Below are 10,032 nucleotides of genomic sequence, written 5' to 3'. Positions count from 1 at the left end.
ACAGGCATCGGGTTTGCGCGATGCCATCGTGGCGGGCGCGGTGCCGGTCAATGCGTTGAGCGAAGCGCAGTTCTGAGGTCTTCCTGGTCCAGGCAAGCAAAAGGCGACCCGCGGGTCGCCTTTTTTACTTCCTCGAAACCGATGCGCGGATCAGGCCGCTGCGTGGCGCGGGGCGGCGTGCGTTCTCGCTGGCTTGAGATAGCGAGCCACCGAGAGGTCGTCCGCGCGGATCGCCGGCGAGGTGCCGGACACCAGGTCCGACAGCAGCTTGCCCGAGCCGCAGGCCATGGTCCAGCCCAGCGTGCCATGGCCGGTATTGAGCCACAGGCCCTTGACCTGCGTGGGGCCGACGATGGGCGTGCCATCCGGCGTCATCGGGCGCAGGCCAGTCCAGAAGCTGGCACGGCTGACATCGCCCGCGCCCGGGAACAGGTCCGTGACCACATGCTCCAGGGTGCGGCGCTTGGCCGGGTCGAGCGTGCGGTCGTAGCCCACGATCTGCGCCATGCCGCCCACGCGGATGCGATCGTCGAAGCGGGTGATTGCCACCTTGAAGGTTTCGTCGAGCACCGTGGAAACGGGGCTGCGATCGGCATTGGTCATCGGCACCGTGAGCGAGAAGCCCTTGAGTGGATACACCGGCAGGTTCGACAGGCCCGGCAGGAAATTCTTCACGAACGGTGTCGACCAGCTGCCCAATGCCACCACGACCAGGTCGGCCATGACAGGCTCGCCGCCCACCATGGCGCCGGTAACGGCATCACCCTTGGTCAGCAGCCCGTCGATGGAGCGGTTGTATTGGAACTGCACGCCCAGGCCTTCGGCCATGGCGGCGAGTTGCCGGGTGAACAGCTGGCAGTCGCCGGTTTCATCGTTGGGTAGCCGCAGGCCGCCGGTCAGCTTGTGGCTGACGGCGGCCAGGGCCGGTTCGCTGGCGGCGAGTTCCTCGCGCGATAGCAACTGGTAGGGCACGCCGGCTTGCTCCAGCACGGCAATGTCCTTGGCGGCGCCGTCGAGCTGCTCGGCGGTGCGGAAGACTTGCAGCGTGCCTTGCTGGCGGCCTTCGTAGGCGATGCCGGTATCGGCGCGCAGGGCGACGATGCAGTCGCGGCTGTACTCGGCCAGGCGCACCATGCGTTCCTTGTTGACCGCATAGCGCTCAGCGCTGCAGTTCATCAGCATCTGCCACATCCATTGCAGCTGGAACAGCGTGCCGTCCGGTTTGATGGACAGCGGTGCGTGCTCCTGGAACATCCACTTGATGGCTTTGAGCGGCACGCCGGGTGCGGCCCAGGGCGACGCATAGCCCGGGGAGATCTGGCCGGCGTTGGCGAAACTGGTCCCCAGCGCGGGTGCGGCCTCTCGGTCGATCACGGTGACTTCATGGCCGGCACGGGCCAGGTACCAGGCGCTGGTAACGCCAATTACGCCACTGCCAAGAACGAGAACGCGCATAGTCGGGGGCTCGCAACCAAGAAATAGAGTGGATAAAGTATTTACATCTATACTATTTAAATATGAGCAGTCATAGTTATTGTAATTTTCAGAGAAACAGGAATAACTAATGAGAACGAGTCGTCAGCCCGTGCGTAGCCTGGACCGGCTGGATCGGAAGATCCTGGCCTTGCTCCAGGCGGACGGGCGTATGTCGATGAAGGAACTGGCGGAAGCGGTTGGCCTGACCATCACGCCATGCATCGAGCGGGTCAAGCGCATGGAGCGTGACGGCGTCATCATGGGCTACTACGCGCGCCTGAATCCCGCGCTGCTCGGCAGCGGCTTGCTGGTGTTTGTCGAGATCTCGCTGGGCAACAAGTCCGGCAATATGTTCGAGCAGTTCCGCCGCGAGGTGTCGCGCATTCCGGAAGTACTGGAGTGCCATCTGGTCTCGGGCGATTTCGACTACCTGATCAAGGCGCGCATCCGCGAGATCGGCGAGTACCGCCGCCTGCTGGGCGACATCCTGTTGCAGTTGCCGGGCGCCGCCCAGTCCAAGAGTTACGTGGTGATGGAAGAGATCAAGGAAACGCTGGCGATCGCGGTCGACGAGAAGGCGCCGCACGCCTGAAGCCTCGCTGTCCTGCGCATCCGGCCTAGAACAGCGACATCTGCGGCGCGGCGCTCGCCTGGGAGAAATGTTCGATGGTGAGAGGGTGGCGCTCAGCATTGAGCCCGAAGCGCTGGCAGGCCAGCTTGAAGCGCTTGCGCAGCAGTTCGGCAAAGATGCCGGTGCCGGTCATGCGCGTGCCGAACCGTGAGTCGTAGGCCCGGCCTCCGCGCATTTGCGCGACCAGGCTTTCGACGTGCCGGGCGCGCAGCGGATGGTAGGTGGCCAGCCACTCTGAGAACAACTGCTCCACCTCGCGCGGCAGGCGCAGCAGGATATACGCCGCGGTTTTCGCGCCGGCCCTGGCGCCGGCGTCAAGGATGGACTCCATTTCCGGATCGGTCAGGCTCGGAATGACTGGCGCCACCATCACCCCCACCGGGATGCCGGCCTCGCTCAGGGAAGCGATGGCGGCCAGGCGGCGCGCCGGCGCGCTTGCGCGGGGCTCCAGCGTGCGGGCGATCTCGTTCTTGAGCGATGTGACCGACATATGGACCCGGACCAGGTTCTTGGCCGCCATGCGCTGCAGGATGTCGATGTCGCGCGTGACCACGCCCGACTTGGTCGTGATGGCCACCGGATGGTTGAATCGCTCCAGCACTTCCAGGATGCCGCGCGTGATCTTGAGATCCCGCTCGATGGGTTGGTAAGGATCTGTATTGGCCCCCAGCGCGATTACCGTCGGTACGTAGTTGCGGTGAGCCAGTTCGGCCTCGAGCAAGGCGGCGGCGTTGTCTTTTGCGTACAGGCGGGTTTCGAAGTCGAGGCCCGGCGAAAGCCCCAGATAGGCGTGGCTGGGCCGGGCATAGCAATAGATACAGCCATGCTCGCACCCGCGGTACGGGTTGATGGACGCGTCGAACGGCAGGTCTGGCGATTGGTTGCGCGAGACGATGCGTTTGGCCTTCTCCGTGAAGACAATGGTCTGGATTTGGGGTGTCTCTGGCTCATCGAAGGCTTGGGACTCGTCGGCGACCCGTTCGCGGGTCCAGGCGTCGAACCGGCTGACGTCGTTCGAGCGCGCCGCCCGGCCTTTCAGCGGGCTGGAGGAGGGTGGTCGGGTCGGCACGTCGGCGGTCCTGTGGCTACAGTTGATACTGTATATTTATACAGTACTTCGCGTAGGGAGCCAAGCTGTGTTTTTTACGGGGCGGGAGCCGTGGCCTCTGGGCTATCCCAGTAGGGTGGGGAGCCGAAGCGCGCAGCAAAGAAATCGATAAATGCGTGCGTCTTCGCGGGCACCTGGCGGCGGCTGGGATAGACCGCCCAGATCGACACGGCCGGCAGCACCGGGTAATCGGGGAGCACGCGGACCAGCGCGCCGCTGCGCAGGTAAGGGCCAACGTCCCAGGTCGACTTGAGCGCCAGCCCCATGCCAGCCAGGATCGCATCCCGGATGACTTCGCCGTTGTCCGTGCGCAGGTTGCCGGCGACCGCTACTGCTGTCTTGCCTAGCGCCGTGTCGAACTGCCAGGAGGACTGGTCGCCCAGCACGATGCAATTGTGGTGGCGCAACTCTTCGGGATGCCGGGGCGTGCCGTGCGCAGCAAGATAGCCAGGCGAAGCGCAAACGGCGCGATGGCTAGGGGCCAGGGGGCGTGCCACCAGGGATGAGTCCGGCAACGCACCCATGCGTAATGCCACGTCGACGCCGGCCTCGACCAGGCCGATCACCTGGTCGGTCAGGCGCAGGTCCAGCGTCAGTCCCGGGTAGGCGGCGAGAAAGGCAGGGATGGCCGGCGAGACGTGCTGGCGGCCAAAAGAGGCGGGCACCGTGACCCGCAACTGCCCCTGGGGCGCCTGCGCGCCGCGGCCCACTGATTGCGCGGCCTGGCCGGCTGTGTCGAGCAAATGCGCGGCATGTTCGAGGAAGCGCTCACCCTCGCCGGTCAGGGAGATGCGGCGCGTGGTCCGGTGCAGCAGCCGCGTGCCGAGCCGCTGCTCGAGCTGGGCCAGGCGGCTGCTGGCCGAGGAGGTGGATAACCCGAGATCGCGCGCCGCTGCCGAGAGGTTGCCCAGCGACGCTGCGCGCACGAACACGGCGATGTCCAGCAGGTCGAAGTGCATCGGCGCCGGGGGGGGGGGCTGGGCCTGGGACCTGAGGCTTATTGCGACAAGGCGCGCGCGGCTTCGACCTGGGATTCGAAGAAAGTCTGGAAACTGATGGCCAAGCCCGCCATCAGCAGGCCGGTGCCGATCAGCAGGGACAGGATGACGAGGATCACGACGGGCCAGCCCGAACGGGTTGGCGTGCCATGCGGGTTGAAGCGGGCATCCCATTTGTCGTCGGGGCGCAGGCCATACACGATGGCCGCCAGGAAGGCGCTGATCACCGACGTGCCGCCGGCAATGGCGAAGGTCCAGTTCAGGGCCGGCGAGCCGGCGCCAGTTTGCATCGACATGACGCCGATGACCCCGGCGAGTGCCGCCAGCAGGTGCGCCCAGGCAAACTTATCGCGCAAGCCACCCAGGTAGAAGCGATGCAGGCCCACGGTGCCGAACAGGAAGGCCAGTGCGACCGTGATCAGTTTGGATTTGCCCTGAAGCGGCTTGGGGGCAGCGGTGGCTGAAACTTGGGTAGCGGCGGGCATGGGGCGACAGCTAGGTTAATGACCGGCAGGGGCGGCCGGCAAGCGCAATTCAGGTGAATGCCAGCCAGGCTGGCGCCGGCGCTCATTGTACGCCGGCCTCAACCGAGGGCGGACTCCGGCGGAGCAGGGCAGGAAGCTTTGCGGGTCGGACGCGGATGCCCGCGAGAGTTTCTTTCGCGGCATATCGTCGAGGAGGGGGCAAGTAGAGAGTAGAGCGTGATTGCCGTGGGCACGGCAATCAGCCATGGAAGACAGTGAGGAGGGGGGGGGCGTGCCTAGCGGCCGCCGTCTCGTCCGCGCGCTTGCCAGCCCGGGCCCATGCCGGAGCCGCGCTGCTCGCCACGCCCGTTGTCGCCTTGCATATTGCGATCCGACTGCCGGTTGCGTTCATCGTCGCGTTCCTGAGGTGGCAGGGGGCGGCCATTCAGGCGGTCATCGGCGCGCGCGCGGGCTTCCATTCGTTCGATCTGGGCACGCACATGGTCTTGCCGTTCCGCGCGTACACTCGCCATTTCCCATGCGCCGTGGCCTGGCTGGCCATGCGCATTGCTCACAATCCGGCCTTCGGGCCGGCCATGTTGCCAAAACGCGACCTGTGCATGGCTGACAGCATTGAGGCCGAGCAAGGAAACGGCCAACAGGATGCCAGCCACCGAGTCGCGCAGGAGGGTGCGGGGGAGCATGCGGAATCCCAGTATCCTGTCGCGTGGTGAGGTTGTTCGAGATATGGGTTCATGGTACGCACGCGTCTTCGGTGCGCCTATGCTAAAGCCGTTACCGGTGTAACGGATTGTTTCTCCACTGTCCTGGGGGCCGGGCTGTATCCGGCGCGCGGCAAGGGCTCAGGGTGCGTAGCGGATGCGATAGACCGCGCCCGCCATGTCGTCGCTGACCAGCAGCGAACCGTCCGGGGCAACCTGGACATCGGCAGGCCGGCCCCAGGGTTTGTCGCCCTGCAGCCAGCCTCGCGCGAACACCTCCTGGCGCACCACCTGGCCGCGCTCATTCAGTACCACCCGGACGACGCGGTAGCCGACCGGCTTGGTCCGGTTCCAGCTGCCGTGTTCGGCAATGAAAATGCTGTTGCGGTACTCGGCGGGGAATTGCGTGCCGGTATAAAAGCGCATGCCGAGCGCGGCGACATGCGCGCCCAGCTTTGCGGCCGGCGGCTCGAACTCGGAGCAGGCGCGCTGCTTGCCGAACTCGGGGTCGGGGACGCTGCCGGCGTGGCAGTACGGGTAGCCGAAATGCTGGCCCGCCCGGGTAAGGTGGTTGAGCTCGTCGTCGGGCACATCGTCCCCCAACATGTCGCGCCCGTTGTCGGTGAACCAGAGCTGCCGGGTGGCCGGGTGCCAGTCAAAGCCTACCGAGTTGCGCACCCCCCTGGCCACGACCTGCAAGTCGGTGCCGTCCGGCTTCATCTTCATGATGTTGGCGTAACGGTTCTCGTCGGGCGCGCAGATATTGCACGGCGCGCCGACCGGCACGTACAGATATCCATCCGGGCCAAAGGCGATAAACTTCCACCCGTGGTGCGTTTCGGAGGGAAAGCGATCACTTACCACGATGGGTTTGGGCGGGTTGTCCAGGCGGGCATCGATATCATCCAGCCGGACGATCTGCGAGGTCGAGGAGGCGTACAGCGCGCCGTTGCGGAAGGCCACGCCCACCGGCATGGTCAGGCCGGTGGCGATAGTCTTCACCTTCGGGGCGGGCGCCAGCGGGTTGCGGATCGCATACACCTTGCCTTCGCTGCGGGTGCCGATGAAGAGCGTGCCTGCCGGCGACAGGGTCATGCCACGGGCTTCCGGCACCTCCGCGCTCAGCAATTCGATGTGAAAGCCTGGGGGCAGCTGGATCTGATCCAGCGGCAGGGCGGCGTTGGCATTGGGGCTGAACCAGATCGCGGCTGCGAACGCCGAGAAAGTGCTCGCGAGCAGGGTTCGGAAGCTGCGAATGTGAAGATGAAATCGCATGGCGAGCTCTCCTGTCGGGGTTTTCACCACGATGCCTGCGGCCGGGTGTCGCGTCAATCGCTCTAAGTGTTTGTTTGGCCTCGGAATTTGGTCTATACTCTTGCGTTTCGTGTTCGAACATCAAGTTTTCTGAGGAATCAAACCCATGGTCGTAATCCGTCTGGCTCGCGGTGGCAGCAAGAAGCGCCCCTTCTTCAATATCGTCGCTGCTGACTCGCGTAATCGTCGCGATGGCCGTTTCATCGAGCGTATTGGTTTCTACAACCCCCTGGCTTCGGCAAGCGAAGAAGGCCTGCGTCTGGTGCAAGACCGCCTGACGTACTGGACCGGCGTTGGCGCCCAGCTGTCGCCGACGGTTGCCCGTCTGGTCAAGCAAAACGCCGCCAAGGCTGCAGCCTGATTGTTGTGACGCGCGTTTCGCGACGCGTGGCAAACGACACGTGACAGAACGCAAGCAAGGCGCCCCGGCGCGGCGGCCACTCAATGTGCCGCTCGAGCCCTCGGCCCGGCGCGAGGCCGGTGAGCAGGAAAAGCCCAGTCTCAAGCGCGGTGCAACCGGGTTGCCGGCTGCGCTGGCGTATACCGATAAGCTGCCGGACGACCTGATCGAGGTCGGTTATATCGGTGCGGCTTATGGGATACGGGGCTGGATCAAGGTCCAGCCGCATGCCGACGATGCAAGCGCGCTGTTGCACGCGCGCCGCTGGTGGCTGCTCAAACCGCCGCCAACCGGCCTGGTTGGCGCGGCAGATGCCGTGGCCTCCGAGGCCTTGTGCGTGAAGATCGTGCAGTCCCGCGAGCACAGCGGTACCGTAGTGGCCCAGGCGAGCGGCGTGTCCGAGCGCAACCACTCGGAGGCGCTCAAGGGGCGCCGTGTCTGGATTCGTCGCGAGGACTTCCCCGCGCCGGATGAGAACGAATTCTACTGGGTCGATCTGATTGGCTGTGCCGTGTTCAATGAGCAGGGCGAGTCGCTGGGCGAAGTGTCCGGGCTGATCGACAACGGTGCGCACCAGATCCTGCAGGTGGCGCATGCCTTGCCCGATGGCAAGGCGGGTGAGCGCCTGATTCCCTTTGTCGACGCATTCCTGCGCTCGGTCGATATCTCGGCCCGGCGCGTGGTGGTGGACTGGGGCCTGGATTACTGAGCGGCCCGGGCTGCTGAAGGCAAGGGCGCTTGGCCGGCGATAGCCGGTGGGCGAGTGGTGGGCAAGTAAAGGGAGAGGCGGATGCAGTTCGACGTGATCACGCTGTTTCCCGAGATGTTTCGCGCGCTGACCGACTGGGGCATTACCAGCCGGGCGGCAAAGCAGCAGCGCTACACGTTGCGCACCTGGAATCCACGCGACTTCACCAGCGACAACTACCGTACCATCGACGATCGCCCCTACGGCGGCGGCCCTGGCATGGTGATGCTGGCCAAGCCGCTGGAAGATGCCATCGACGCGGCGTGTTCCGCCCAGCAGGCGGCGCAGGCCAAGCCGGAGGGCCAGGAGGCGCCGGTGCGGCCGCACGTGGTGCTGATGTCGCCGCAAGGCGCGCCGCTGACGCACCAAAAGGTGATGTCACTGGCACAGCGTCCAGGCCTGGTGATGCTGTGCGGACGCTACGAAGCGATTGACCAGCGGTTGATCGAGCGTCGGGTCGATGAGGAAATCAGCCTCGGCGATTTCGTGCTATCCGGTGGCGAGCTGCCGGCCATGGCCGTGATCGACGCGGTGGTCAGGCATTTGCCGGGTGTGTTGGGCGATGCCCAGTCGGCGGTTCAGGACAGCTTCGTCAACGGGCTGCTGGATTGTCCGCACTACACGCGGCCAGAAGAATACGAAGGTGTGCGGGTGCCCGATATCTTGCTCGGGGGCCATCATGCCGAGATCGAGAAGTGGCGGCGCCAGCAGGCGCTGGCCAATACTGCGAAGAAGCGCCCCGATCTGATCGAGGCAGCGCGCAGTCAAGGGTTGCTGAGCCGGGTCGACGAGAAATTCCTGTCGACATGGCTGGCGAAAGAAGGGCGGGAGCTCGCTCCCGCCAAGTGAAACCCCATCCTCTGCCGGGGCCCAGGCCATGCCTGGGGCATACAACGTCGGCATGATGGACAAGGAGAAGAAACGATGAACATCATCGAGCTGATCGAGAAAGACGAAATCGCGCGTCTGACCGCGAACAAGACCATCCCCGCATTCGCACCCGGCGACACCGTGATCGTCAGCGTGAACGTGGTGGAAGGTAACCGCAAGCGCGTCCAGGCTTATGAAGGCGTCGTGATTGCCAAGCGCAATCGTGGCCTGAATTCGTCCTTCATCGTGCGCAAGATTTCGTCGGGTGAAGGCGTGGAACGTACGTTCCAGCTGTACTCGCCGCTGATCGCAGCGATCGAAGTGAAGCGCCGTGGCGACGTCCGCCGCGCCAAGCTGTACTACCTGCGTCAGCGTTCGGGCAAGTCCGCGCGGATCAAGGAAAAGCTGGCATACAAGTCGGCACCGGCCAAGGCTGCTGCCAAGGCTGCTGCTGCTCAGTAAGCCGCCAGTCGCCTCGATCGGCTTGCCGGTCGAGGCTGCGCAAAAAGGGCACCTTCGGGTGCCCTTTTTGCATCTCCGCGTGCCACGTTTGCCGCGTCGCAGCACAAACGGTTTGGCCGGCTTCTGTCATACTCGCAACGATTATGCGTCCTGCCTTTGATCCCGAATCCCTCCCCATCGTCGCCACCGACACGCGGCACCCGCCGCTGGCCGACGTGCGCCTGCGCCCGGAATTCATCCGCCATCGGCTCCAGTCGCCCCCTGCCTGGGACCCCGAGCTGACCGATGAGTCGCGCGCCTATGACCGCAGCCTGAAGCTGCGCGATGCAGCCGTGCTGGTACCGTTGGTGGAGCGTGAGGATGGGCTGACCGTGCTGCTGACCGAGCGCAACGCCAACCTGAGCGCGCACGCCGGGCAAATCAGTTTCCCCGGCGGCCGCCACGAAGCGTTCGATATCGACCGGACGGCGACGGCACTGCGCGAAACGGAGGAAGAGGTGGGGCTGGCGCGCGATTATGTGGAGGTGCTGGGCAGCTTGCCCGACTACATCACCGGCACCGGCTTCCATGTGAGCCCGGTGGTGGGCCTGGTCCGCGACGGCTTCACGCTGCGGCCCGATGCGCGCGAGGTTGCCGATGTGTTTGAAGTGCCGCTAGGTTTCCTGATGGACCCGTCGCATCACGAGCAGCGCCTGTTTCGCTGGGTGGACGGCGAGCGGCTGTTCTACGCCATGCCGTTCCCGCGCGAGGATGGCGGCCACCGGTTTATCTGGGGCGCCACCGCCGGCATGCTGCGCAACCTCTACCACTTGCTGGCCGCCTGAGGGACGCCAGCGCGC

General features: G+C 65.1%; 12 protein-coding genes. 6 read left to right on the top strand and 6 right to left on the bottom strand.

The annotated features are described in order from the left end of the window. Positions 1 to 150: 150 nt before the first annotated feature. The gene (locus tag AC07XB_RS28740) at positions 151 to 1,455 is read right to left on the bottom strand and encodes a D-amino acid dehydrogenase (RefSeq protein WP_492809936.1); all 1,305 of its coding nucleotides are present in this window, start codon (positions 1,453 to 1,455) and stop codon (positions 151 to 153) included. A gap of 109 nt (positions 1,456 to 1,564) precedes the next feature. Here AC07XB_RS28740 and AC07XB_RS28735 point away from each other — a divergent pair, with 109 nt between their 5' ends. Then, positions 1,565 to 2,068, top strand: coding sequence for an Lrp/AsnC ligand binding domain-containing protein (locus AC07XB_RS28735; protein WP_006158394.1), 504 nt, complete (start codon positions 1,565 to 1,567; stop codon positions 2,066 to 2,068). 25 nt (positions 2,069 to 2,093) lie between these two features. On the opposite strand, the gene AC07XB_RS28730 is transcribed toward AC07XB_RS28735, so the two are convergent. From AC07XB_RS28730 to AC07XB_RS28710, 5 genes are all read right to left on the bottom strand, one after another. Further along, positions 2,094 to 3,176, bottom strand: coding sequence for a PA0069 family radical SAM protein (locus tag AC07XB_RS28730; protein ID WP_492373976.1), 1,083 nt, complete (start codon positions 3,174 to 3,176; stop codon positions 2,094 to 2,096). Between the two features lie 74 nt (positions 3,177 to 3,250). Continuing rightward, positions 3,251 to 4,174 carry a LysR family transcriptional regulator gene (locus AC07XB_RS28725; RefSeq protein ID WP_492809933.1) on the bottom strand — a complete coding sequence of 308 codons (924 nt, stop codon included), beginning with the start codon at positions 4,172 to 4,174 and terminating at the stop codon, positions 3,251 to 3,253. A 38-nt stretch (positions 4,175 to 4,212) separates the two neighbouring features. Continuing rightward, on the bottom strand, positions 4,213 to 4,698 hold the full coding sequence (locus AC07XB_RS28720) for an NINE protein (protein ID WP_492830475.1): 486 nt from the start codon (positions 4,696 to 4,698) through the stop codon (positions 4,213 to 4,215). Positions 4,699 to 4,973: 275 nt separating this feature from the next. Next, positions 4,974 to 5,381, bottom strand: coding sequence for a hypothetical protein (locus tag AC07XB_RS28715; RefSeq protein WP_492373979.1), 408 nt, complete (start codon positions 5,379 to 5,381; stop codon positions 4,974 to 4,976). Between the two features lie 159 nt (positions 5,382 to 5,540). Further along, complete coding sequence (locus AC07XB_RS28710) at positions 5,541 to 6,674, bottom strand: PQQ-dependent sugar dehydrogenase (RefSeq protein WP_492830477.1); 1,134 nt, start codon at positions 6,672 to 6,674, stop codon at positions 5,541 to 5,543. 145 nt (positions 6,675 to 6,819) lie between these two features. Between AC07XB_RS28710 and rpsP the strand changes: the two genes are divergently transcribed. The 5 genes from rpsP (at position 6,820) to AC07XB_RS28685 (ending at position 10,017) form a co-directional block, all read left to right on the top strand. After that, positions 6,820 to 7,074, top strand: coding sequence for a 30S ribosomal protein S16 (gene rpsP, locus AC07XB_RS28705; RefSeq protein WP_043344523.1), 255 nt, complete (start codon positions 6,820 to 6,822; stop codon positions 7,072 to 7,074). A gap of 160 nt (positions 7,075 to 7,234) precedes the next feature. Then, complete coding sequence (gene rimM / locus AC07XB_RS28700) at positions 7,235 to 7,822, top strand: ribosome maturation factor RimM (protein ID WP_241754494.1); 588 nt, start codon at positions 7,235 to 7,237, stop codon at positions 7,820 to 7,822. Between the two features lie 81 nt (positions 7,823 to 7,903). After that, entirely contained in the window at positions 7,904 to 8,710 is an 807-nt protein-coding gene (gene trmD / locus AC07XB_RS28695; protein WP_043344527.1) for a tRNA (guanosine(37)-N1)-methyltransferase TrmD, read from the top strand. A 75-nt stretch (positions 8,711 to 8,785) separates the two neighbouring features. After that, entirely contained in the window at positions 8,786 to 9,193 is a 408-nt protein-coding gene (gene rplS / locus AC07XB_RS28690) for a 50S ribosomal protein L19 (RefSeq protein WP_150986317.1), read from the top strand. Positions 9,194 to 9,336: 143 nt separating this feature from the next. Continuing rightward, positions 9,337 to 10,017: an NUDIX hydrolase gene (locus AC07XB_RS28685; protein ID WP_416047866.1), complete on the top strand. Its 681-nt coding sequence runs from the start codon at positions 9,337 to 9,339 to the stop codon at positions 10,015 to 10,017. Positions 10,018 to 10,032: the final 15 nt, after the last annotated feature.

It is taken from the genome of Cupriavidus sp. GW821-FHT02F09, from assembly GCF_059421605.1.
Note: the sequence above shows the minus strand (reverse complement) of the source record. Positions and strands in the feature narration are given on the sequence as shown.

Coding starts and splice junctions, on each gene's coding strand:
- AC07XB_RS28715 (WP_492373979.1), bottom strand. CDS start 5,381: ATGCTCCCCCGCACCCTCCTGCGCGACTCGGTGGCTGGCATCCTGTTG.
- AC07XB_RS28725 (WP_492809933.1), bottom strand. CDS start 4,174: ATGCACTTCGACCTGCTGGACATCGCCGTGTTCGTGCGCGCAGCGTCG.
- AC07XB_RS28685 (WP_416047866.1), top strand. CDS start 9,337: ATGCGTCCTGCCTTTGATCCCGAATCCCTCCCCATCGTCGCCACCGAC.
- AC07XB_RS28735 (WP_006158394.1), top strand. CDS start 1,565: ATGAGAACGAGTCGTCAGCCCGTGCGTAGCCTGGACCGGCTGGATCGG.
- rplS (WP_150986317.1), top strand. CDS start 8,786: ATGAACATCATCGAGCTGATCGAGAAAGACGAAATCGCGCGTCTGACC.
- AC07XB_RS28720 (WP_492830475.1), bottom strand. CDS start 4,698: ATGCCCGCCGCTACCCAAGTTTCAGCCACCGCTGCCCCCAAGCCGCTT.
- AC07XB_RS28710 (WP_492830477.1), bottom strand. CDS start 6,674: ATGCGATTTCATCTTCACATTCGCAGCTTCCGAACCCTGCTCGCGAGC.
- AC07XB_RS28740 (WP_492809936.1), bottom strand. CDS start 1,455: ATGCGCGTTCTCGTTCTTGGCAGTGGCGTAATTGGCGTTACCAGCGCC.
- rpsP (WP_043344523.1), top strand. CDS start 6,820: ATGGTCGTAATCCGTCTGGCTCGCGGTGGCAGCAAGAAGCGCCCCTTC.
- trmD (WP_043344527.1), top strand. CDS start 7,904: ATGCAGTTCGACGTGATCACGCTGTTTCCCGAGATGTTTCGCGCGCTG.